The 24221-nt window shown below is 45.2% G+C and carries 19 protein-coding genes; 2 read left to right on the top strand and 17 right to left on the bottom strand.

All coding sequences use genetic code 11. The annotated features are described in order from the left end of the window. Window position 1 precedes the first annotated feature (1 nt). The 16 genes from FHS17_RS06495 to FHS17_RS06420 all read right to left on the bottom strand — a co-directional run bounded on the left by FHS17_RS06495 (window position 2) and on the right by FHS17_RS06420 (window position 21245). Window positions 2-1390, bottom strand: coding sequence for a hypothetical protein (locus tag FHS17_RS06495; protein ID WP_167276909.1), 1389 nt, complete (start codon window positions 1388-1390; stop codon window positions 2-4). A gap of 6 nt (window positions 1391-1396) precedes the next feature. Further along, the gene (locus tag FHS17_RS06490; protein ID WP_167276905.1) at window positions 1397-2272 is read right to left on the bottom strand and encodes a carbohydrate ABC transporter permease; all 876 of its coding nucleotides are present in this window, start codon (window positions 2270-2272) and stop codon (window positions 1397-1399) included. Window positions 2273-2285: 13 nt separating this feature from the next. Continuing rightward, on the bottom strand, window positions 2286-3248 hold the full coding sequence (locus tag FHS17_RS06485) for an ABC transporter permease (protein WP_243865225.1): 963 nt from the start codon (window positions 3246-3248) through the stop codon (window positions 2286-2288). Window positions 3249-3275: 27 nt separating this feature from the next. Further along, complete coding sequence (locus FHS17_RS06480; protein ID WP_243865224.1) at window positions 3276-4916, bottom strand: type 2 periplasmic-binding domain-containing protein; 1641 nt, start codon at window positions 4914-4916, stop codon at window positions 3276-3278. A gap of 418 nt (window positions 4917-5334) precedes the next feature. Further along, a complete protein-coding gene (locus FHS17_RS06475; RefSeq protein WP_167276902.1) occupies window positions 5335-6114 on the bottom strand; it encodes an AraC family transcriptional regulator in 780 nt (259 codons plus the stop codon). Between the two features lie 24 nt (window positions 6115-6138). After that, window positions 6139-6714, bottom strand: a complete 576-nt coding sequence (locus FHS17_RS06470; RefSeq protein ID WP_167276897.1) for a LysE family translocator — start codon at window positions 6712-6714, stop codon at window positions 6139-6141. Between the two features lie 148 nt (window positions 6715-6862). Beyond that, window positions 6863-8884, bottom strand: coding sequence for a beta-galactosidase (locus FHS17_RS06465; protein ID WP_167276892.1), 2022 nt, complete (start codon window positions 8882-8884; stop codon window positions 6863-6865). A 192-nt stretch (window positions 8885-9076) separates the two neighbouring features. Next, entirely contained in the window at window positions 9077-9529 is a 453-nt protein-coding gene (lspA, locus tag FHS17_RS06460; RefSeq protein WP_167276888.1) for a signal peptidase II, read from the bottom strand. A gap of 140 nt (window positions 9530-9669) precedes the next feature. Next, the gene (locus tag FHS17_RS30445) at window positions 9670-11250 is read right to left on the bottom strand and encodes a galactose-binding domain-containing protein (RefSeq protein WP_243865223.1); all 1581 of its coding nucleotides are present in this window, start codon (window positions 11248-11250) and stop codon (window positions 9670-9672) included. A 5-nt stretch (window positions 11251-11255) separates the two neighbouring features. Continuing rightward, window positions 11256-13298, bottom strand: coding sequence for a discoidin domain-containing protein (locus FHS17_RS06450; protein WP_167276883.1), 2043 nt, complete (start codon window positions 13296-13298; stop codon window positions 11256-11258). 27 nt (window positions 13299-13325) lie between these two features. Beyond that, complete coding sequence (locus FHS17_RS06445; RefSeq protein WP_167276879.1) at window positions 13326-15320, bottom strand: discoidin domain-containing protein; 1995 nt, start codon at window positions 15318-15320, stop codon at window positions 13326-13328. A gap of 243 nt (window positions 15321-15563) precedes the next feature. Beyond that, on the bottom strand, window positions 15564-16328 hold the full coding sequence (locus FHS17_RS06440) for a sugar phosphate isomerase/epimerase family protein (RefSeq protein ID WP_167276875.1): 765 nt from the start codon (window positions 16326-16328) through the stop codon (window positions 15564-15566). Between the two features lie 35 nt (window positions 16329-16363). Continuing rightward, on the bottom strand, window positions 16364-18004 hold the full coding sequence (locus FHS17_RS06435; protein ID WP_167276871.1) for an extracellular solute-binding protein: 1641 nt from the start codon (window positions 18002-18004) through the stop codon (window positions 16364-16366). 115 nt (window positions 18005-18119) lie between these two features. Further along, window positions 18120-19016, bottom strand: a complete 897-nt coding sequence (locus FHS17_RS06430; protein ID WP_167276867.1) for a carbohydrate ABC transporter permease — start codon at window positions 19014-19016, stop codon at window positions 18120-18122. A 13-nt stretch (window positions 19017-19029) separates the two neighbouring features. Next, on the bottom strand, window positions 19030-19944 hold the full coding sequence (locus FHS17_RS06425) for an ABC transporter permease (protein WP_167276863.1): 915 nt from the start codon (window positions 19942-19944) through the stop codon (window positions 19030-19032). Between the two features lie 443 nt (window positions 19945-20387). After that, window positions 20388-21245, bottom strand: coding sequence for a helix-turn-helix domain-containing protein (locus tag FHS17_RS06420; RefSeq protein WP_167276859.1), 858 nt, complete (start codon window positions 21243-21245; stop codon window positions 20388-20390). A 144-nt stretch (window positions 21246-21389) separates the two neighbouring features. Between FHS17_RS06420 and FHS17_RS06415 the strand changes: the two genes are divergently transcribed. Both FHS17_RS06415 and FHS17_RS06410 read left to right on the top strand, forming a co-directional pair. Further along, the gene (locus FHS17_RS06415) at window positions 21390-22376 is read left to right on the top strand and encodes an MTP-1 family protein (RefSeq protein WP_167276854.1); all 987 of its coding nucleotides are present in this window, start codon (window positions 21390-21392) and stop codon (window positions 22374-22376) included. 2 nt (window positions 22377-22378) lie between these two features. Next, window positions 22379-23461 (top strand): Gfo/Idh/MocA family protein, encoded by a 1083-nt coding sequence (locus FHS17_RS06410; RefSeq protein WP_167276851.1) that lies wholly within the window; start codon window positions 22379-22381, stop codon window positions 23459-23461. An 88-nt stretch (window positions 23462-23549) separates the two neighbouring features. Here the strand turns inward: FHS17_RS06410 and FHS17_RS06405 are convergent, their stop codons facing one another. Continuing rightward, window positions 23550-24221 (bottom strand): SGNH/GDSL hydrolase family protein, encoded by a 672-nt coding sequence (locus tag FHS17_RS06405; RefSeq protein WP_167278164.1) that lies wholly within the window; start codon window positions 24219-24221, stop codon window positions 23550-23552.

Below are 24221 nucleotides of genomic sequence, written 5' to 3'. Positions count from 1 at the left end.
CTCACTGCATCCACTCTTCAGCAATGGACATGGAAGTGAGAAGAACGAAGCTGCATGCCGGTATCGTGACCTTGATGCCCGCATCCAGATTTACATCACTGCGCAGGCTTGCAGGAACAGGAAAACCATCTCGATCAGCAGGACGCAATGAATCGGCATATACATATTCCGTAAGCGTTCGAATCTCATGCACGCCAGACATCACAAGGGTGAGCTGCATAGACTCAGAACCTTCATTCACAATTGCTACTGTTACACCATTATCCGCAAATGCCGCAGCACCTCTCACCAGCGGTCTGTTGCCAAGATCTACACGAACGGTTCGGCATCCTCTTGGCATGTATCTGGACAATAGCGACATTGGATAATACCACGGTCGAAGTGCCTGCTCTTCTACAGGACCAATCGTATTCCAGAAGCCCCATGTTTTCAGCTCGCCCGAGCCTCTTGTGTAACCCGGTGCCCGATGCATCGAATCATCCAGCATCCAAGCAATCATCCCTGCTTGCCCGCCGAGAATAGATTGAATCGTAAAGTCAGCCATCAGGACGCCGTACTCAAACGTCTTTACACGTGGCTGCTGATCATGGAGCTCATCCTTCCCCTCCACAATCCCCGCTTCAGTCATCAGATAAGACTTCGAAGCTCCTTCCGGATCATGCTCGTCGATGTAGCTGCGCTTCATTCGAATCTGCCGCTCCATTTCTCCACTTCGAATATCCTCATCCATGACATAACGATGTACATCATAAGCTGACAAGATCGAACCATGCTCATGAACAGACCAATCTACCCACTCATCCTGATTAGAGGAGTCCGGACCCAGCAGCTCAATTCTGCCCCATAACTGACGCTTTCTCATAATACCCTCAAGGTTGCGCAAACCTCTTGACCAAATGGCAAACCGGTCACCGTCTTCCGTTGCCCAATAGCCATTCGGCTCATTAATGAAATTGTAATAACGCAGCACCGTATACCGTCGAACATCAAGCATATACGCCAGAAAATCACCGATTAACTCTGCCCAGACAGGATTGTCGGAAACAGTAATACCAATTTCGGGACTACGGCTCCATTCGCCGATAATGACGTCGATCCGATGCTCCTCGCAAAAGTCGAGAATACGATACACCCTGCGCATATGCGCGGACTCCCAATCATAGATCGGATTACCCGCTTCATCCCAGCCTGTAACATAGGAAGCCGCTCGCAGCATCAGCCGAATGATCGGAACACGCGTGTACGCGACCCGCCGAAATATCGTCTGCCACTGCTCTTCTGTATAATCGTGATCGTCAGACGGATCCCATTCGAAGCCGACGCCACAATAATAAGAAGTAAGTACATTGTCGCTATCGACTCGAACGACTTGCTGTGTATCTGTTTGCACCCCTCATCACCCCTTTACCGAACCGATTAGTGCACCTTTTACAAAATGCTTCTGCAAGAACGGATAAACGATCAGAATCGGTAATGAAGATACGATAATGGAAGCCATCTTAACGGTAAAAGCATTCACCTCTTGCTGTACACTAATCGCAATACCAGCCTGAGAGATTGCAGCAGAAGTGTTGCTGATCAAATCCTTCAGTACCATCTGCAGCTGCCACATATCCTTATTTGTCGCATACAGCACGGAAGAGAAGAAATCATTCCAATAGCCGACGGCGATAAATAGACCAACGGTTGAAAGCACAGGCTTGGAAAGTGGCAGTACAATTCGGAAAAAGATCCCTAGATCATTCGCTCCATCAATCTTTGCAGCTTCCTCAACCTCTTCCGGAAGTCCGCGCATAAATCCAATCATGACGAATATGTTCCATGCGCTCATTAATCCAGGCAGGATCAGCGCCCCGTAGCTGTCAACCATATGAAGCTCTTTTACCAGCAGATAGGAAGGAATCATCCCTCCGCTGAACAGCATCGTGAACAAGACAAGGAATAGAACGATGCCCTGACCACGAAGCCGTTTTTTGGATAAGGCATACGCCATTGCCGCCGACAAGAACGTCCCAAGAAACGCACCTGCAACCGTCGTTATCAGCGTCACCTTAAAGCCGGACAAGATCGATACGTTCTGGAATACAGCCAAATAAGCCGAGAAGGAAAAACCTGCGGGAAGGAGGAATAATCCCCCATCCGCCGTCAGGGAAGAATCACTAAGCGAGCCCATAATCATATACCAGAACGGATAGACCATGATCACCATTAACACGATAAAAAATAAGACGTTTGCTGACATAAACCATTTCTCGCCTCTTGTCATGCCCATTCAGAATCCCTCCTTACCATAGCCCATCCTGTCCTGTCGCCTTCACGATCTTATTCACAGTCAGAATAAGGATCATCGCAACGGCAGATTTGAATAATCCGGCAGCGGTCGCATAGCTGTAATCCGCTTGCTGAATACCGACCCTATAAACGTACGTATCCAGAATGTCTGCAACATCGTAGACAAGCGCATTATAGAGCAGGAAGATTTGCTGGAAGCCTGCTTCTAGAATATTGGCCAAGCTCAAAATAACTAGAATAATAATAACTGGGCGAATGGCAGGCAGCGTAACATGCCACATCTGCTTTAATTTATTTGCTCCGTCAATTCGCGCTGCTTCATACAAATCTGCACTTACACCAGCTATTGCGGCAAGGTAAATGATCGTCCCCCAGCCTACTTCTTTGTAAATATCGCTTAGCACCAGCACAGAACGGAAATAACGTACGTCACCAAGGAAATCGATTGGTGTTCCTCCAAAGTTGCGAATGATAACATTCACCATGCCGTCCACTGGATTCAGGAAAGTGATAATAATGCCCGAGAAAATAACCCAAGAAATAAAATGCGGCAAATATATAATGGACTGCGCTATTCGTTTAAACACAACGTTCTTAAGTTCATTCAACAGGAGCGACAAGATGATCGGCAGTGAGAACGATGCCGCTAGCTTGTAGAGACTTATGACAATCGTATTCGTTAATACCTCGGTGAAATCGGGGGAACGAAACAGCCGCTGGAACTGATCAAATCCGACCCACTCACTTCCGCCGATGCCTTTGTAGATGTTGTAATCCTGGAAGGCGATCACAACACCATACATCGGACCGTAGCGAAAGAGGAGAATGAGCAGCAGCCCGGGCAGCAGCAGCAGGTACAGGTATTTATCCCGCACGATATCCTTCAGCAGCGTGCCCTTCCGATTCAAGCTATGTCTGGTTGGCTTCGTCATTACAAGCTCTGCTTGTTGCTCCATGAGCTTCTCTCCTTTCTCATGCCGCGTTTACTTGTAAGGAACAATATTCGCTTCATACCACGCATCGTAGGCCGTACGTTCTTCCTGCTGCGTGTTGAACAAGCTAACTGCTTCCTCATCAATCTGCTTGCCGCCAAGCTTCAAATATTGCTTCTCGAAATCGTCAAATGCAGATACCGGTGTTTTGCCTGTGATGATTCCCCAGAACAATTCATCACGAACTTTCTTAATATCTGCCGAATATTTATCCCATTCTGGACGATCAATCGCTTTGAACACGACAATCTTGTCGCGCATTGGCTGCGAAGTCTCGATCTTCTTCGTGAACATCTCCGTTACTTCAGGTGTATTCTTAATGTTTGCTGCGTCCTTACGCTGCATGATCCAGCCAAAGTTGCCTAGTCCAAGCTTACTGCCTTCTTCTGGTTGAATAGTTGGCACGAACTCACCCTTGTTCATCGTGTAATGCTCGCCTTCCTTACCAAATGCAAGCTGCTTGAACACTTCAGGCTTCGCCATTGTATCCAGCACTTGAACAGCACTGTCGGTATCGATCGTGTCGGTTACAATAAGGTAGCACCAGCCAATCTGTGCATCTGGCATATCGGAACTGAAGCCATCCGGTCCTTGGATTGGATCAATTGAGATGTACTGACCTGTAGGATTCAGCTTCTTGAACGAGATCGTTGTCGAGTTGCCTGGATTGAAATAATCGACCCAACGATAGAAGGAACCAACTTTACCAGAAGCAAAAATGTCATTAACCTTGCCATCATCATTGTTCGCACTCGTTGTCATTCGCGGATCGAGTACACCTTCTTTGTACAAGCCTTGAAGTAATTCAAGCACTGTTTTCACTTGCGGCATGAGTGCACCAAACTTGATTGAACCATCATCCTGCTTCATAAAGTTCTCCACATCGATGCCATAAGCATAGAAGAACGGCGCAAGGCTCCGGTAATAGTTATCGCCGGACAAGCCGTATGTATCGTTCTTGCCGTTCTTATCTGGATCATCCTTCGTAAATGCACGAAGTACGTTCACATATTCATCAAGTGTCTTCGGCTCTTGAAGACCGAGATTATCAAGCCAGTCTTTACGCAAAATCGTCGTCATATAGCTCGCTTCCGGCACGTCTCCGGGAACTCGGAATATTTTGCCGCTCTTATCCCAGTGGTAGAACATCGTATCTTGTGTGTAATAATCCAAAATGTCTTTCCCGTATTTTTGCAGCGATGGCGTCAGATCCTGGGCAATCCCCGCTTCCACCCATTTCGAGAATTCCTTCGTATCACCAGTCCATAAAATATTAGGCCGCGTATCTTTCGCACTCATCATCAGGTTGATCTTCGTATTCAGCTCTGACCAGTCAGGGAGGAAGATCGGCTGAACATCCACCTTCCGATTCATCGCCTTCGACAACTCTTCTTCAAGCGTATGCTCCGCCCACGAATCCGGCGTTTTGGAACCTGCCATCAGCGTCATAGTAACGTTGAGAGGTTCCGATGAAACTGTTTCAGTATTCGATGTCGCATTGGATGTCGTATTCGTCGCCTTCTTATTCTCAGCATCGGATTTGGTATTTTCGTTTCCGTTTGAACATGCTGCCACAGCCATTATTGCGGCCAGAGAAACGGCCAGCATTGTTCTCTGCATCGTTTTATTCAAGTCGATAACCCCCAAAAGATTAGTAAAGGTAAGCGCGACATCGCATTTCAACATTTTCAACAAGAATACGCTTACATTCCCAAAAAGAGTATATCCTAACGATTCAACAATTGTAAACATTTAAATTTAATTTAATTAAAAATAATTTTAAAATCGTTTTCCGTAGGACATTTATCCTGATTATATCCCTAAATATCTGTGTTTAGGACTTCCGGAGTACCACCAAATACCAATAGAACCATTAGTAAATCCCTGAATTTGTTTAATTTTGTTGAAATTTATAACCTATTTTTTTCAGCACTAACTGCTGACACATGTCGATGTGAGCTGCCCAGCCCAGCCTCTCCCCTCGTGCTTACCGGAAGCTGGAGTAGAAAAACAAAAATGGCTGAGCAGGTTTGATCCTGTTCAGCCATTTTTATTTTAGATACGCGATATACTCGTATGCTGTTGTTCCATATACACTTTTAAAATGCTTATTCAGATGAGTCAAATCAACAAAACCACAGGCAGCTACAGCAGAATAAATGTCTTTGCTTTGTTCAATGACCTGCTTGGCATGTTCAACCTTGCAGTTAAGAAAATACTGATAGGGTGAAATTCCTGTCTGAGCCTTGAATAAACGAATAAATTGATATTTGGACAGCTGAAGCTCCTTGCATATCTCATCCAGCTTCAGAACATGCTCCAAATCGGCATGAATCATATCCTTGGCTTTTCGGATTAACACATGATCTTTCCTCATGTAGTCTGTTGAAAGACTGGAGTGATCAAGGCGATCGGTGAGTGACAGGAATAATTCACTGCACAAAGCCTCATCTTTTTCGCTTAATATAGCATTGGACAGATTTAATACTTTTTGTTCAAGCATTCGGTCATACACGACAGGACTTGAGAAACGCATGATATCCTTCTTCTCCATTACTTGTAATAGCAGCTCAGGACTAATATAAAGCATGACATAGTCAAGCCCTGACTTATCATGTGCCATTCCGTCATGAGTCTGTTCCGGGTGAAACAGCATAATGCCATTCTTATGGGATAATTGCAGACTGCCGTCCAAATGATAATGTTGAATTCCACGTAAAGTGACCCCTATCGCGTACTCCTTGTGTGCATGCTTCTTATACTTGAACTCCGTCATACTTGCTGATAACGCCGTAATACCTGCCGATTTCTTATATATAAATTTTTCCATTTCGCACACCTCTGCATAAGTTACCTATTCCCATATCATAATGGCTGCGTAAGCTAAAAATAAAGCCATGATCAGATTCGCCGCCGTTTGATGCTTATGTAAAAACTCCTTAAATACGGCACCAAACACAACCCAGGTAATAAAAGCAGAAAATCCGATTAACGTTATCCCTGCGATATAGACTGTTACCATTGGGATCCCACTGGCATAAGGCATGATAAAAGTTGGGATAACGGTCAACGCGAACAAGACGGTCTTGGGATTCAGAAACTGCAGCACAAAGCCGGATCGAAATGTTGCCTCTTGGTTTACCGCTGCTTGTGAAGTATTCTTCTTAATCATTCGATACGCGAGATAAACCATATACAGGCTTCCTGTTATTTGCATGAACACCAGGATCTTAGGCAGCACTGTCATGAGCATCGTATTCATGGCAGCAGAGAGAACAAGCAATAAACAAAAACCAATCGCCGAGCCATACGAGAATTTCATCGCTTTCTTCGCCCCGGCATTGGTCGCCGTAGACAAGATGAGTATATTCGTAGGCCCGGGTGTAAACGTAGCAATCATACAGTAAAGAAAAAAGGATGTCATATCCATGAGAAGCCGCTCCTTTCATGCTCTCCTCATATCCTACATCCGAAAAGGAATTGCCTATAGTACATTATTGCAGATGTTCCTCTAGCATGAAAATAAGCCCAAACATGTGACACTGTTTGGGCTTTCCTAAACGAACTGCCTTATTAACTTATTTCACAGAGGCTTCGCTCTCCTCAATAATGACAAAACCCCAGCGGTCTAACTCGACTGGCTCACCCGGCAGGATATTCCGGCCAGATAATAGCTCTATCCCGCTCCTATGCGGATACGAGAAAGACTCCGATTGACTTGAGTAGTTAAAGTAATACCGAATGGTCTTACCCGCTTCATTCACTCCCGACTTAACGATTAACGGGAAACGAAGCTCTTGATCCAGGTCATATAACCCTGCAGCCTTACAAGCTCTCTCTAATACTTTCCCTGCAACCTCTGGACTTGGCACATAACCGATGTAAGTGGCTGTACCACGACCATATTTGTTTTCCGTTATCGCTGCATAAGTCCCCCAGTGAGGGTGATCATACCAGGCAAGCACCTCCGCTGTTGTTGGTGTAAGGAGCTCCATCCAGACCTTAACTTGATTAGACTCCTCTTCAACTTCAAAAGGATTTCCCTTAAGCGAAACCTTGTTGGGCTCTACGAACTGACTATATTGAATGCCGCATGCCTTTTCGATTATACCCGGCTGAATGCCCGTTCGGACCTGAATATGCTCGTTAGCAAACCCGCTCTTAAACGTATAAACTACATGACCGCCCGACTCCACATATTGATTTAGCTTCTCCAGGAGATCATATGAAGCTGCATACAGTGCTGGAACAACAATCAGATCATAGTTCTTGAACCTGTCATAAGAGCTTGGGTGCAGCAAGTCACAACCTATATTCATTTCATATAACCGATCATAGAGAAGACGAACAATTTCGTTATAACGCACTTCGCCTCCAGGCAGCTTGAACCATTCGATAGCAGTTAACGCTTCGTTACTGACAAGCATTGCAGCCCGGTTTTCTTTTTTCAAATTAACTAGGTTAGCAGACAACTTCTTGAAATCTCGACCAATCGTTACCGCTTCTTCGTATGTTGGATTGCTTCCCAGATCATGACTGAGAAGACCCTTCCAATAGGTTTCAATAGAGTTATGAATCGAATGCCAGTGCCAATAAGCGACCATATTAGCCCCTGAAGCAAGATGGCTAAACGCTTGAAGCCGAAGCTGACAAGGATAAGGCGTCCAATTCGGAAAGGCCTGCGCTTGTGTCTCGATCACGAAATAGTTTTTCCCCTTGAGAGAACGAGTGGAGTCTCCTCCAAACGAGATTTCCTTCCCTGTCAGCTCGTCCTGTGAGGGATGATAGATATCGACACCAGCGATATCGAGTGCCTTTGCCGCTTCAAAGTGGTCTACATCCTTCTGGACACCAAATGAATATCCGCGCCAATCAAAGTCGAAGTTATGCGTCACGAACTGATCAGGCTGCTTATATTCATTCAAAATGGATACTTGCCAAGCTAGGAAATCCGTAACCAGCTGACGCTGGAATCGAGAAAATTCTGCACCAAGACTGCCGTTAATAGTACCTACAGCCGAAGGGAAGTCCTCCCAGCTATTGATTCGGTTACTCCAATAGTCGAGGCCAAATTCCTTATTCAGCTGCTCCACTGTACCAAATTTGTCTTTCATATATTTAATGAACCGATGCTGAACATTAGCCCCGCTCGTCCCGTAGTGCTTCGTTTCGTTATCTACCTGATACCCAATTACAGCGGGATGCTTGCATACTCGCCCAATCAGCTTACGAATGATTCTTTCTGAATAAAAGAGATACGTCGGATTAGAGATATCCATGATCTGCCTTGCCCCATAACGCCCTGGCCCACTTGATGTCTCTGCCAGTACATCCGGATGCTCCTTAACCATCCATGTCGGCACAGCATACGTTGGCGTTCCGACGATTACATGAATGCCCGCTTCATACATCGCATCTAGGACACGATCAACACTAGTAAAATCGAAGATCCCATTTTGAGGCTCATGGGTACTCCATGTCGACTCTGCAATGCGGACAAGATTAATGCCGGCAGCCTTCATCATTCGAATATCTTCTTCAAGTCTCTCATAAGGCATATATTCGTCGTAGTAAGCCACACCATAGTATAATTGCTGCATTTTTGAGCTCTCCTCTTATTGAAGTAAAGTAAACTCTTACCTTCATTTTAGAGGACGGGCTGACTTGTTTAAACGACAAAAAGATGCGACCTGTATCAAAATATTGTCATCCAACTTTTGAAAGACAGCTAAATTTTAAACACCCATAACTAATTAAGAATAAAATCTTGCGAATAATCTCGGATCATAATCTCAACTATGACTAAAAACTCTCTTTAACGGTCGAATGACCAGACTAATGATTAATAGCAATACTCCGATTTCAATCGCATGATCCGCCATATTGAGCACACCGTTACCGGAACGTGACACTAAAAAATCAGTGACCTCCCCAAACAATAGACGATCGATGCCATTTCCAGCCGCTCCGCCTACTAGGAAAGCTAAACTAATCTCTAACGTTTTCCCATTAAACATCCCTTTTCTTCGATTGTAGATCACAACCACAATAAACAGGACAGCTAAGATCCCAAAGAGACGACCATAACCTTGAAAATGGCTTCCAGCCATACCACTGTTCTCAATATGAGTCATTGGAATACCCCATAGGGAATAAGTTTCGTCAATCTTTACGTGAATACGGATTAATATTTTTGATAGTTGATCAACTAATACAACAAATGCTGCAATGATATAAAAAAGCATAGACTCCTCGCCTTTCCTCGTTCATTTACCCCACTATTTAATACCTCTACTCCTCTTAATGATATCCTGTTGGGCCAGTCAAGTAAAAAAAAGACATCCGAACCCCAATCAACAGGGATCGAATGTCTCTTTTCTAAAGTCTAATTATTGTATACTTCAAAATCCCACAAAGAGTAGCCCCACCCTGCATTCACTCGCTGCGTTCCATACATCCTGACATACCTGCCGTTTACTGCATTAAAAGTGATGTCATCCAGACCACCATCTCCTGTTGTAGTCGAATAGACAGTCGTCCAGTCAGATGCGTTGCTCGATACCTGGATCTGGTAGCTCTTCCCGTAAGCAGCCTCCCAATTCAACTTCACATGGTTGATCGTTTGAGAAGAGCCGAGGTCCACATAAATCCATTGCGGGTCGCTGTATGCTGATGACCACCGGGTACCTGAAATACCGTCAACAGCCTTAACCGCCGTACGGTTCGAGGCATCATCAGTAGACGAAGCTGTTGCACTTTTATTCAAGGCTAAGTTGCTTGACCCTAAATTTAGATTAACAAACCTTGGTCTGTAATCATTCGTATTACTTGCTCCGCCCATACGATTAACATTATAGGAGATAAGCAGCTGACCAGGGCTCGACAGGTGAGGATGAGCTTTTGCATTATAGGTGTAACGCTGACCAGAGCCTACTCCTTCATATTCAGGTGCGGTATAAAATTTAACCGGCTGCGCAAACGGACCTGTCGGGCTGTCGCCTATGGCATACATCATATCAGCGCTCTGTACGGCATTAGTATAAACAGCAATATATTTGCCATTATACAGCCCGCTGGTAACAGGTGTAACACTAAGCTCTGTCGAGACATTACTTAACAGAGCTGCTGAATCCGTTATGGTGGAGCTCCAGCTGCTTCCGTTCCAATATTTTAAATTGTTAAAATTCGGGAACTCGGACCGGAGCACTCTGGAGACGATCAAATCCTTCTGTCCCCCAATAAGCGCATCCCGATATCCATACAGATAAATGTACCCGTCGGGATTCGGCGCTCCAGCCTGGGAAGAGTTATTCATGATGCCGACACCATAATCATACAAGTAGGTCGTATTCTTATAATAAAGCTTTGAGACAGCCGAGGTTTTGGTAAACCCGGCGTAATTAGGCTCGTTATTAACGACTGGTATAGTAATTAAATCAACTTGTGTAGGCTTCCAGGTTCCATCAAACGGAATGCCAAAGACGTACACATTCCCTCCGAGTGCAATAGCTTCCTGCATCCAGGCCGTATACCCGAAGAGGTTGTTCCCCTGGGAAGTATTCATATTTGCCTTATCCCCATACTTGAAGCTGATGTTACTAACCGTAGGAGTGTTTCCGGTCAAAACAGCCGAGGAATGGTTCTGATAAGTCAGATTACTAATAGCACCAGCAGCATTAGCAGAGCCAAGGATCGTATCACTAAAGATGAAAAACGTTTTGGAATTACTGCTGGCACTTCCAATCGAGTCCACCTCATTAAGAGGTGTAGAGTATATACCGTCTGCATTTAGCCAAGTGTTAGAATAGCCTGCTCTGTTGAACAGATTGGTCCAATTATCCGCCGTTGAGGCAGAGAGTACAGGGTCGGCTGCCGAAGCAGGAGACGGATCATTAACCAGGCCAGATGACAATACCGTTGTCACCCCTATTACGGCTGTAAGCATCACTTTTATCCTCTTTTTCATCCGATTTACTCCACCACCCGTTCAGGAGCTTCTTGATCTTCTGCCTGCCCAAACACTTTAAACTCCCATAACGAATAGCCGTACATCGTACCTCTGGATGTACCGTACATCCTTACATATCTAGCTTCAGTTTCATCGAAGTTGACGATATCAGTACCTCCATCTCCGGAAGTCGTGCTATAGACATCGGTCCAATTCTGCCCGTCATTCGACACTTGAATTTGATAGCCCTTGCCATAAGCCGCCTCCCATTCCAGTCTGACACGACTGATGAGGCTAGGAGCGCCGAGATCAACCTGAATCCACTGCGGATCGGAGGAGTCAGATGCCCAGCGTGTTTGGCTGTTTCCATCATTGCCATCAACAGCTTGGTGTGCACTCTCCGAGGAAGAAGAAGTAATTGCTTTTCCTTTAGCTAGTTCAATAAGTTCCGGACCTGTTGGCGGTGTCAAGTTCAGCACCGGGTTAGCAAGGTCAAGCTTATACATCATCTGATTATAGTTGTAACGCGGCATAGCCGGAGCGTCCGTAAACGTATTGGTGAAGGTTGCCTCGAAATAGAGGTAACGGCCATCGTCCTTGATGAAGTATTCATGCTGGGAAGGATTATAGAACGAGTACTCGTTGTGGGTAATTATTTTTTTCGCGACCTTCCATGGTCCGTTGGGAGCAGGTGCTTCCGCAAACCAGAGTTCGCCGAGCAATGAGGTCTTGCCGAATTTCTCCTGTCCAATCATCACATAGCTGTGGCGGTATTCATTCCATTCGACGGAGCTTTGAGCGATTTGAACGTCATCTCCTGAATCCACGTCTTTCAGTTGGAAATAACGCTCATCATCTGCATGGAGGACACCAAGTCCAATTAGCTCTTTCTCCTGTTCCTGCGTAAGCATCTGCGTGTTTTTCTTCCAGCCCCATACCAGCTTGCCATCAGCATCACGCTCAAGCTGTGTGTTTACCCCGGCATAAGTCGTCCCTGGCGCAAGCGGGGTAAAATACTCGTATTGGGTGTATTCTACAATGGCATCCATCTTCGCCTCTACCCGAATATTTGGATACTCGTGCTGAGTGAATATATAATACCCTTTGCCGCCATCCTCATAATACGTTCCTTGCCCGCCCATTCCCGCGTAACGCCAGTCGCTGACACCTGGGAATTGGACCAGCTGCTCGAACTCTTGCTTCTCATCATTAAAGATCAGAATGCCAAACGAATGAGGGTTAGGATCATGTGTGCTGTAAGCAGCCAGCAACCGTTCTTCACCGCTATCGTCCTTTACCGTCATTAGTCCAAAAACCCAAGCGATGTTCGCTCCATCGGATAGAGGCGGAACGAGACTTTTCACAAAGCCGTCCTCACGTGTAATATAGTCGAGATCTACACCAACATCGAGATCCAGACCTTGGCTAGGGAGCTTCGAGGTGGCACCTGTCACACGGAAATTTCCTAGTGGATAGGAAGGCCGATCCGTATCGCCCCAGAACCAGTACAGCTTATCCTTGTATTTGATCGTCTGAACCGAATCCTGACCCATGACCTTCCCGTTAAGAAGCGGCTCTTCGATTGGAGTTGTCTCACCAAGCATAACACTGTCCCTGTAAATCCCTTGTCCGGTTACCCGATACAGCCGTTCAGCGATATTAATCCGATTCATCTGAATCGTCACGTTCCCGCCAGGTGTTACATTGACCGCTTGACCACGATAGCCGAACATGTCCGTTGGTACTTCATACCCGCTGCTGGACAGATGGAAAAAGACGGTTTCATTCATAAGCCCAGGCTCGTCAAAAGCAACATTACCGGCACTATCCGTGTAGAAACGGATGTTATTGGTTGTCTTCAGCTCCACGGCTGGAATACCTCTGCCCGTCTCGGCGTCTACTACGTGAATTTTGAAGAGCTGTTGAGTATAAACCTGACTTTGCGCTGGCTTTCCTGCAGGATTACCGTCCGATGCGCCTGCAGATGCGATAGTGCCAGGGAATATGGCCACTGCCAGCATAACTCCCGCCATTAGTCTAGATGCTTTGTGAAAATGAAATCCCATGTATTTTTCTCCTCCAATCAAGATTTATTAGGTATTCTGCGGCGTTCCGTACACTTCGAAATCCCGCACAGAATAGCCATGAGAGCTACCGCTTGATGTTCCGTATAGCCGTATATATCTTGCCTTTGTGTCCTTCAGCTTTATTTCTTCAACACCACCATCACTTTTCTTCGTGCTGTACAGATCGGTCCATTTCACTCCATCGTTTGAAGCTTGAATCTGGTACGCTTTGCCGTACGCAGTCCCCCATTTCAACACCACTCGTTGAATAAGACTTGGAGCACCAAGATCAACCTTCAGCCATTGCGGATTTTTTTTGGAGTCAGAAGTCCACTGTGTCGCAGAATTACCGTCAATAGCGAGATTGGCCTGATGATCCTTCTCATACGAAGAAGAGGTAATGGCTTTGCTTTTTGCCAAATCACTCACTACCGGCGTAAGCCCAAGCTTGGGATTGGCAAGATCGAGCTTATACATCATCTGATTGTAGTTATAGCGCGGCGTTGGTTCACTATCCGTAAATGTATTCGTGTAAGTAGCTTCCAGGTAAATGTATCTGCCGCCGGCCTTGTCGAAAAACTCATCATGAGCCGGGTTATAGAAGGTGTAGTTGTCATGTGTAATGATTTTTTTAGCCGTTGTCCACGGCCCCTGCGGCGCAGGTGCCTCCGCGAACCACATTTCACCAAGTCCTGATGTACTTCCGCCCATTTGCTGTCCAAACATGACATACTTCTGGCGGTAATCATTCCATTCAACGGAGCTGCCTGCTAATGTTACGTCAGCGCCAGTGTCCACATCATTCAGCTGGTAATAACGTGTATCGCTTGCCTTAATTAATCCCAGGCTGATGAGCTCCTTCTCCTGATCCTGCTTCAGCGGTGGAGTATTCTTTTTCCAGCCCCATACAAGCTTACCCGCGGCGTCCCGTTCAAGCTGTGTATTCGCACCGTCATAAGTCGTCCCCGGTTTGAGCGCCGTGAAAGACTCATATTTCGTATAGTCCTTAATCGCATCGTAAGTCGCAGGCACACGCAGATTTGGCATCCGGTGCTCAGTGAATACCCAATACCCTTTGCCATTCTCTTTATAGTAGCTCGCTTGACCACCCGGATGACGCCAGTCGTTCTTGTCAGGGAACTGGACAAGCTGCTCGAACTGCTCCGTCTGATCGTTGAACTGGAGAATGCCGAAGGCAGACAGATCCGGATTATGCGTGCTGTAACCAGCAAGCAGCCGCTCTTTTCCGCTTGCATCCTTAGCTGTCATTAAACCAAATACCCACGCGATATTAGCTCCATCAGACAGCGATGGGACAAGACTTTTAACGAAGCCGTCCTCTTGTGTGAAGTAATCTAAATCAACACCTACATCTGGATCGAGTCCGCCTTGCCCCGGCAGCTTCGAGGTAGCCCCTGTAACACGGAAATTCCCAAGCGGATAAGCTACACGATCCGTGTCTCCCCAGAACCAATACAGCTTGCCCTTGTATTTGATCGTTTGAACGGAATCCTGACCCATAACCTTCCCGTTCAGGAGTGGTTCCTCAATCGGTGGTGTTTTGCCAAGCAATATGCTGTCCCGGTAAATACCCTGACCGGTCAATCGATACAGCCGCTCGGCGATATTCACCCGCTCCATCGTCAGCTTAATACTTCCTCCAGGCGTTACCTCAACGGCTTGCCCATAATATCCGAACATATCCTGAGGCACCTTATAGCCGTCACTAGACAGATGGAAAAATACCGTATCATTCATCAGCCCAACTTCTTTGAATGCTACATATCCTGCACTATCCGTATAGTAAATCATGTTGTTCGTTGTTCTCAGCTCCACAGCTGGAATGCCTCGTCCGGTCTCCGAATCGACAACTTGAATACTGAAAGGCAGCTGCTCGTTATAGGCCTGGCTAGACACGGGTACAGGCGCAGCTGTGTCTGCAGCCATCGTCCCCGGGAATACAGCCAAGCTCAGCAGGATTGAGGCTACAATCCCGGATGTTCTCCGAAACTTCAATTGCATACGTTATAATCCTCCGCTTCATATAATGTCCCTATCGCAACTCATCATCTATGATGTCAGAATAAACCTCCTCATGTTTCTGTTAATCATTAACATCAGCTCATCGCATCACCTCCTTAAGCATTCCAAATAAATAAAGCGCTTACATTACTGTTATAAACCAACCTCTTTCACGAAAAAGAGCAGCATGCTGTCGGCAAACTGCTCCTCATTTTCGTGAACTACTTCTACTGCTCTTGCAGATTAAAAGCCGTTCTTATGAAAAAACGCTAGGCTGATCGCTGCACTCTCCAGTGATGATGAGGAGAATGTTTCCTGTTCGACAAAGATGTACTTAATACCCGATGCCTCTGCAATTGGCAGGACACTTTTAAGATCAACAGCGCCTTTACCTACCTCGGTATCTCTATGACCTTCCACAAAATCCTTAAAATGCACAAGTGGTACACGCCCGCTGTATTGCTTCACATAATCCACAGGCGTATATCCTGCCGTATGAATCCAGCCTAAATCAAATTCAGCAACAAGATATTGCGCTGGAACGAGCTCAAGGAAATGATCCATGACTGGTTTGTTGTTAACCAATTTAAATTCAAAATCATGGTTATGATAGCCAAATTGCAGCCCTGCCTCTGACACTTTTCTTCCCACTTCTTCGAAAATAGCAGCCAGCTTCTTCACATCATCCATGGTTGGCTGATTAGGCAGAGGTGCCGATGGCGCAACGATATACTGCAAGCCAATTTCCTGAGCATATTCGATCTGGCGGTCAAGCTCTGCGGATCGTACATCTGCATCTCCGTAATTAATCCCGATATGAGCAGATGGCGCCAGCAAATCAAGCTCATTGAGCAGCGCTCTGACATCCTTGGCAGGTGTATCGTAAAATCCCGCAAACTCAACCGCTTTATAGCCTAACTGCGCAGCTTTCCGAATAGTTCCAAGGAAGTCTTTTTCGGTTAAATCACGCAAAGTATATAGTTGAAGTCCAATAATTGGTTTGGCCATAATCTCTCACTCCCATCTGTAAGAAGCTGTATGAATTACTTCGTTGCACGCGCTGCGGCATCGTTGTAGATCTGCAGTACTTTATCGATATCGCCCATTTTCTTCAACTTATCCGTAAATTTGGACCAGTCCTCAAAGCTGGATTTGCCCGACACAAATTTAGCCTGCTCTTCCGTTACAAAGGTTTTAACCGGGTTCATAATTTCGGAAATCTTCTGGCTTTCGTCCTGCGTGAATTGAATGCTAGGCTCGCTGTACGACGAAGGAACATAATCATTATTAGGCATTGGCAGGCTTGTCAGATAAGGCGATTTCTCAATAGGAACCTCTTCATATTTGCCATTGAAGTAGGTGTAATCCTTCGCTGCGAAGTCTACGAATGCTCTGGAATCGTTAACCATTTGCAGACCAGGGTTATAGTTTTTACTTGCGCGGATCCCGTACTTATCGCCGACTAACCATGGATCTGGTGCAGTTTTAAATTCATCATTAAAGGTTTGAACACCGTCAGCTCCAACTGTATACGTCGTTCCTTCAAGCCCCCAAGTAACGAGGTTGATGATCTTATCCGAGTATTGATAGTCAATAAGCTTAATCAGATCTTCGGGAACTTTTGTTTTAGCATTGATACAGAACTGAGCCCAGCCTAGATCAGGTGTATTGCCGTTTGCAACTTCCTGCCATGATTTGCCGTAATCCGGATTATCCGGGTAGAGAGTTACCGCGAATACTTTTCCGTCATTTACTGTTCTCGTATATTCCGCTGGAGTCGTAAACCATTGGGCCAGCCAAATAAAGTTATCGCCATTCAATGCTTTCCGCTTCAGCGTATCGTCTGTATCGATGGTATACTCCGGATCCAGAAGCTTCTCCGCATAAAGCTTGTTGGCAAATTGCAGAGCATCTCTATATCCGTCCTCAAGGACACCATAAACATATTTACTGCCATTCCAATAAATATCATCCTTTACATGATCCGCAGCGAATAAGGAACGTAAGCTGTTCCATCTAGTAGCAATCGGATATTTATCCGGGTACAGCTCTTTCAGTTTCTTAGCGGCCTGGTAAACGTCATCCCATGTTTCAGGAATTTTAATATTATTTTGCTGGAAAAGATCATAACGGTACGAGGATGTATTTTGAATCAGCATACCTTTATCAGCTGGGTACCTTGGCGTTGAAGTTTCTTTAAAGGTATACATTTTACCTTCAGCATTCGTTACACGCGTCAGACCATTCTTTACCTTGCTCAAATAGTTCATATAATTCGGCATAAGATCCTTGTACTGGCTTAGCTCCAGGATCTGGCCTTGCTCTGCCATTTCAGTCGTATCGTAGAATAGTGGTGTGACGAAGAAGTCCGGCAGATCATTACTAGCAATCATTAATTTCAGCTTTTCATCGTATTCGGAGGAAGGAATATAGTTGAAGTCGATATTAACCTTCCTGCCCATGTACGCTTCCATTTCCTTCTGCCATTCTTTACCCATCATGCTGTTCTCGTTATCTACACCATTAGATGGCAGCGCTACCGAAAAGCTCAAAGGCTTGCTATCTGTCGCACCTGTATTCGAACTAGTATCTGGTGCGTTAGTATTATTTGTATTATTGGTACAGCCTGCTACTGTGAGAGCCAACATGGAAGCTAAAAGCAAAGACGTGGTCTTTCTTTTCATACAAACCCCTCCTGTATAATTATTGGTTTACAGCATGAAATGAGGCTTACTAGATACAACGCGGTGCCATCACCTCCCAAGTAGAATTCCAATTACTACAGCGCCTGCCATTCCCCTAACCCTTAATCGAGCCAACCAGTACCCCTTTTGTGAAATGCTTCTGGAAGAACGGGTAAATACACATAATAGGGAACATCGTGATAATGATGACACTCATTCGTACAGCCTGCGGATCAAGAGAATCACCCGCCTGATTAATCGCAACGTTGCCAGCGCCAACCCTTCCTGCAATAGCATTGGTATCCATGGTGAACAAATAGTTTCTTAATACCATCTGCAGTGGATATTTATCCTGATCCTGAAGATAAACTAAAGCCTCAAACCAGCTGTTCCAGCTTCCTACAAGTCCAAATAAAGCAAACGTAGCAAGCAGTGCTTTGGATAAAGGCAGAATGATTCGGAACAGGACAACAAGATCATTGGCACCATCCATTAAAGCCGATTCTTTAAGCTCGGATGGAATATTCATGAAGAAGGTTCGAAATAGAAAGACGTTATAAGCTCCAATGGCACCTGGAAGAATCATGACCCACACCGTATCTAGTAAATGCATGCTTCTCATAAGCAAATAGGTAGGAATCAAGCCTCCGCCAAAGAACATCGTAATCATGAGAAAGATCGTCAGAAACTTTTTCCCGACAAACCCTTGAACCGTAAGCGGATAAGCAAACAAGGATGTAAACAGCAGCATGAGACCCGTTGAGCCTACAGCATACAAAATGGAGTTGATATAGCCCTTAAATATAAAGGGGTCTTTGAATACCGTTGTATAAGCTTCAATATTGAAGCCTTTAGGCCAGACGGTCACACTGCCTGAAGAGATGAATCGGGAACTACTCACAGACGTCGCTATAATATTCAGGATCGGATACAGCACTGCGACCAGAATCATCAGCATAATAAGAATGTTAACCGTGTCAAACGCTCTGGAACCAAAGCTCATCTTTTTCATTGCTTCTCATCTCCTAGAACAAACTTGTATCTGAAACCTTACGGCTAATCCAGTTGGTCAGATACAGAACAATGAAGGATATAACGGACATGAACAAGCCAATAGCCGTCGTGTACTCATATTGCGCTCCCAATATCCCTTGTCGGTATACATAGGAGCCTATGACATCCGCCACGCTGTACGTTTCAGGCGAATAGAGTAATATAATTTTTTGGAAGTCTGTCCCGAGTACTCCGCCAACAGCGAAGATAAGCAGGATGACGGTTGTAGATCGTAATGACGGCCATGTGATATGTACAATTTTCTTCCACCGATTGGCGCCATCCACTTCCGCTACATCATAAAGAGTAGGATCGATACCGCTTAATGCAGCCAGGTAGATGATCGTACCGAAACCAATCCCTTGCCATATACCCGATGAAATGAAGATGGTTCTGAAATAATCTGGTTCGAGCAGAAACATGATTGGCGATCCGCCAAAAAATGAAATGATATCATTAAAAAGTCCGTCTCTCGCTGTAAACTCCTTAATCATGCCGGCAACGATAACAACCGAAATAAAATGTGGAAAATACGAAACGGTTTGTACAACTTTTTTAAACCTCTTGTTTCGCAGTTCGTTAAATAGTAAAGCTAGAATGATTGGAGCAGGGAAGGACCAGAACAATGTAAATACCCCTAACAATAAAGTGTTCTTGAGCACCCTGAACGCCATCGGATCGTGAAAGAAAGTGTTAAAGTATTTAAATCCAACCCATGGGCTATCCATTATTCCTTTAGCCGCACTATAATCTTTAAACGCAATTAGAATGCCGTACATTGGAAAGTAGCTAAAGATTAAGACCGTTAGAAAACCTGGCAAAACCATTAAGTAAAGATATCGATGTCTCATGATCCTCGACCATAAGCTTCTATTGGTTGTCTCCAAAAAAACACCCCTTCAAAATCCTTTTTTTCAAATTAGTATACCAACTAACCACTTTTCGACTGCAATTTTAAGCCATACAGATGAAATTCACCCCTAATGCGATACTTTAGTTGGAAAAGTTAGGAAACTACCTAGGTTGGAAGCGTATTCAATTTTGAGCCAGTATAAGATGCCTCCTACACGATATTTAAGTGATGACAAGCAAACCCACATGATTTAAGTATAGAAAGGAGCATGGCCACTAAGGGATGCGATTCAATAGGAACGGCTTATCTCCCCCTTCCAATCTTATTATACTATGTTAAAATTAACACATACTTTTTGAGACGTCAATACAGTTTTTATCCTGCATTTTCCTATTATTTAAGTTAAAGTTAGTATAAGTTAGTATGCCAACCTTTTAACATAGGCTAAAAGCCCGATTCGACGACGAATCAGGCTTCTCACATTTTGTCACGCATCATTCTACCGAATTGCCGAAATCGATAAGGCGTCATATGATGTCTTCTTTTAAATAACTCATAGAAATAGCTGACATTCTCAAGACCGGTGTCCAAGCTAATATCCAGGATGTCCATATCCGAGTTAAGCAGCAAATTCTCAGCGTAAGACACTCGCAGTTCATTAATGAATTGCGTAGGTGAGGTCTTCAGATGCAGCTTAAACATTCTGCACAAATAAGCATGTGATTTGCCTGACAATTGGAGTAAGGCTGATGTTCCCCTTGTAAAATGCTCTTTTTTCCTCATCTCCGAGCAAAGCGCCAGAAACCAATCCGGTTGTCCATAAGGATTATCCTTTTCAACTGTAATCCTTATATAACGGGAGAATAAATCCGTCAGCAAAGCCCTCACCTCTGCTTTGACAACCAGCTTCTCGTCCGAAGGAGTTACATTCATCTGGTCGAGCCGGTAACGCACATATTCCTTTTCCGTCTTGGACAACAGGATTGTTGGGGGTAATTCAGGTTCAAACAGTTTTTCACTTGGAAATCCAGCCCCTAAGAAAGTGAACAGCTCATCAATAACCTCTTTATAAAAAGAAAGATTAATGAACTGGCAGTCCCCTTCATTCGATTGCTCATAGCAATGAACATCCCGGTCGCGTATGAACACAAGCGTATTCTCCTGCAGGAGCTGCCGCGTGCCGTTTATCACATGAACAACACTGCCTTTTAAAATAAGAAACAGCTCAAAAAAATCATGGGTATGCATACCAACTGTATCGTTAATGGAAGTGATTAACCGATAGTGAGCTTGAATTTCCGGGTCTATCCCATCTGCTGCAAGAAGCTTTAACATAGCTGCCACCTCCTGTTCTTTCGCATGCGGTTAAATACCATGTCAAAATACCATAAAATATATTAAATATAAACAAGATTTTATGTCCTTCCTTCTATTACGATTAACCTGACTAGACAAAGGATAGAAAGGAGATTTCAAGCAATGAATCTGATGGAACAACGTCAGTTATTCGAAGATAACAAACGCATTTATGAAAGCGCTAAGCTTAGCTTCCTAGGCATCCCTGGCTTCGACGTCTATAATCCATCGATTCCGTTCGAATGGAACGGTAAGCGCTTTATATATGGCCGAGTAGAAAAACGAGATGAATGGGCCCGTTCCTGGGTACGTTTGTTTGAACAAACCGGTCCGGATGAGTGGACTCTAGTTCCGGACAGCATGATCTATCAGCTTGAAGATCCCTATATCAGCATGGTTGATAAGCAGCTTGTCCTAGGCGGCACACATGTCCGTTACAACCTAGGACAATTGGATACGTTCTACGGCTATTTTTATAAAGGAACTGATCTTCAAGATCTCCTCTATTTCACAACGGGTCCTGATCGTATGAAGGATATCCGGCTTGTCCAGCTTCCTGATCAAAAAATTGGCGTATTCTCCAGACCGCGGAGTGAAGAAGTACGTCAAAAATACGGCAGTGAATCTCTCATCGGCTTTACCGTCATCAACAGTCTTGATGAGCTGTCCTCGGAGGTTATTGAGAATGCGCCGCATATTCCTGGACTATTCCAGAAGGATGAATGGGGCGGCTGTAATCAAGCATACCTTCTAGAGAGCGGTAAAATCGGTGTCATTGGACATATTTGTTATAAATCAGACAATGGTACGCTAGCCTATATGAATATGTCATTCGTATTGGATCCGCAAACCAATCAGTTCACCGATCTTAAAATTATTGGCACTCGCCGATGTTATCCCGAAGGACCTGCCAAAAAGTCTAATCTGACAGATTGTGCCTTTACAGCCGGCATCGAGATGCGGCCTGACGGCAGGGTCAATCTTTACAGCGGGATCGGCGATACCGAATCTGGACGTATCGTCATTGATTACCCGTTCGAACAGGAAGGGCCAATCGTAACCTTCCCCCCTATAACCTATGAAGCTCACATAAGAAAAGGAGAATTTTAAAAATGGCTAAAACACAACGAATCGGAATTATCGGCAGCGGCGGAATTGCCGCTGCCCATGTAAGAGCTTATAAGCAACTGGCTGATGTTGAGATTGTAGCGGTCGCTGATGTAATCTCCGGTAAAGCAGAGAGCTTCATTGATAAAGAGCAGCTGCATGGAGCAAGTCCCTTTGAAGATCACCGCAAGCTGCTGGAGCTTGATCTGGACGGCGTCAGCATTTGTACACCAAACGCGTCACACCATATTACAACGGTAGACGCTTTACGTGCCGGCAAAGCTGTACTGCTTGAAAAACCGATGTCCGTTACCTTACAGGAAGCGATTGATATGGTCCATGCCTCCCAGGAATCCGGCAGCATGCTGACAATTGGCTTCCAACCTCGTTACGATCCTAATATGAAGGTCATTAACGACATCGTCCAATCTGGTAAGCTGGGCAAAGTCTATTATGTAGAGACTGGCGGCGGACGCAGACGCGGTATGCCGGGTGGTACCTTCATCCGCAAGGATCTGGCTGGCGCAGGTGCCATGGCAGACATCGGATGTTATTCCCTTGATATGGCGCTCAATGCACTTGGCTATCCAAAGCCGCTTACCGTATCAGCCTATACCTCCAATCATTTCGGCACCAATCCTACTTATCATCCGGAAGCAGCCAAATTCGATGTTGAGGATTTTGGAGTAGCGCTTGTCCGCTTTGAGAATGATCTGGTTCTGCAGTTCAAAATCTCATGGGCTATGCACATGGATTCCCTCGGCTCCACGATGTTCCTTGGTACAGAAGGTGGTCTTAAAGTAAATCCTTTTGGTACAGGGAACTGGTCGGGCGTCTGGGATGGCCGTGTCGGCGATATGAAGCTGTTCCATGATTTCATGGGTAAGCAAACAGAGACTCCAATCCCTGTAACCAATTCGGATACCAACCTGTTCTTTGAGAAGGTTCGTGACTTCTCCGAGGCTGTACGGGAAGGCCGTCCCGCTCCTATTCCTGGAGAGCAGATCGTCATTCAGCAAGCGATTATCGACGGAGTACTCCGTTCCTCTGCTCTGAAGAGAGAAGTCGCTATCGAGCTGCCTTTCTGATCTAATCTAATCTAATCTAATCTAATCTAATAGATTCAAAAGACGGATAATGGCGCCATTGGGAGAAATCCCGATGGCGCCATATTTGCTAGTCTTCCATTCGCTCCCATTCAAACCCAAGAGCCTTAAGCACTGCCCGTGCAATAACCATATGTCCAGCCAAACCAGGATGCACACGATCAGAGGCGATTGCAGTAGGATGAATATATTTGAACTGCGAAGCGAATGCCGCTTGGATATCGACAAAATGGGCACCTGAGCGCTCCGCAACTCTTTTTGCTGCCTGACCGAATTCGTCCATCCGTTTGCGCATCCAATCTTCAGAATTAGGCTCCAAATAGAATGGCGTCATAAGGACAACTCCCTGAAGTCCTTGCAGCCCTTGCTTTGCTGATATTACCAATTCCTCTAAGGTTTGCTCATATTCCTCCAAGAGCACATGTGATTCCGGTATAAACGGCTGATCAAATTGTCTCCATACATCATTGATGCCAATCATAACGGTCAGCCAATCCGGCTTAAGATCTATCACATCCATCTGCCATCTCGCTTTTAAATCGCGTACAGTATTGCCGCCAATCCCCATATTGGTTACTCGGATAGACAGCTCCGGATAAGCAGTCGCAAGCAAAGCATCCACCAAGGCCACATAACCTTTACCTACGCCCTGAAATAGTCCTTCCCCTTGCGGAAATTTACGTTCGCAGTCGGTAATCGAATCACCAATCATAACAAGCCTTTGTCCTTGTCCAAGCTTCAT

Source organism: Paenibacillus lupini (genome assembly GCF_011761355.1).
Taxonomy (GTDB): Bacteria; Bacillota; Bacilli; order Paenibacillales; family Paenibacillaceae; genus Pristimantibacillus; species Pristimantibacillus lupini.
The sequence above is the reverse complement of the archived record's forward strand: the minus strand, read 5'-3'. Positions and strand labels throughout refer to the sequence as shown.

Bases quoted from the DNA above. Each gene is read 5' to 3' on its own strand.
- FHS17_RS06430 (WP_167276867.1), bottom strand. From the start codon at position 19,016: ATGAAAAAGATGAGCTTTGGTTCCAGAGCGTTTGACACGGTTAACATT.
- FHS17_RS06445 (WP_167276879.1), bottom strand. From the start codon at position 15,320: ATGCAATTGAAGTTTCGGAGAACATCCGGGATTGTAGCCTCAATCCTG.
- FHS17_RS06440 (WP_167276875.1), bottom strand. From the start codon at position 16,328: ATGGCCAAACCAATTATTGGACTTCAACTATATACTTTGCGTGATTTA.
- FHS17_RS06450 (WP_167276883.1), bottom strand. From the start codon at position 13,298: ATGGGATTTCATTTTCACAAAGCATCTAGACTAATGGCGGGAGTTATG.
- FHS17_RS06465 (WP_167276892.1), bottom strand. From the start codon at position 8,884: ATGCAGCAATTATACTATGGTGTGGCTTACTACGACGAATATATGCCT.
- FHS17_RS06410 (WP_167276851.1), top strand. From the start codon at position 22,379: ATGGCTAAAACACAACGAATCGGAATTATCGGCAGCGGCGGAATTGCC.
- FHS17_RS06475 (WP_167276902.1), bottom strand. From the start codon at position 6,114: ATGGAAAAATTTATATATAAGAAATCGGCAGGTATTACGGCGTTATCA.
- FHS17_RS06415 (WP_167276854.1), top strand. From the start codon at position 21,390: ATGAATCTGATGGAACAACGTCAGTTATTCGAAGATAACAAACGCATT.
- FHS17_RS06485 (WP_243865225.1), bottom strand. From the start codon at position 3,248: ATGGAGCAACAAGCAGAGCTTGTAATGACGAAGCCAACCAGACATAGC.
- FHS17_RS06420 (WP_167276859.1), bottom strand. From the start codon at position 21,245: ATGTTAAAGCTTCTTGCAGCAGATGGGATAGACCCGGAAATTCAAGCT.
- FHS17_RS06405 (WP_167278164.1), bottom strand. From the start codon at position 24,221: ATGAAGCTTGGACAAGGACAAAGGCTTGTTATGATTGGTGATTCGATT.
- FHS17_RS06470 (WP_167276897.1), bottom strand. From the start codon at position 6,714: ATGGATATGACATCCTTTTTTCTTTACTGTATGATTGCTACGTTTACA.
- lspA (WP_167276888.1), bottom strand. From the start codon at position 9,529: ATGCTTTTTTATATCATTGCAGCATTTGTTGTATTAGTTGATCAACTA.
- FHS17_RS30445 (WP_243865223.1), bottom strand. From the start codon at position 11,250: ATGAAAAAGAGGATAAAAGTGATGCTTACAGCCGTAATAGGGGTGACA.
- FHS17_RS06435 (WP_167276871.1), bottom strand. From the start codon at position 18,004: ATGAAAAGAAAGACCACGTCTTTGCTTTTAGCTTCCATGTTGGCTCTC.
- FHS17_RS06490 (WP_167276905.1), bottom strand. From the start codon at position 2,272: ATGGGCATGACAAGAGGCGAGAAATGGTTTATGTCAGCAAACGTCTTA.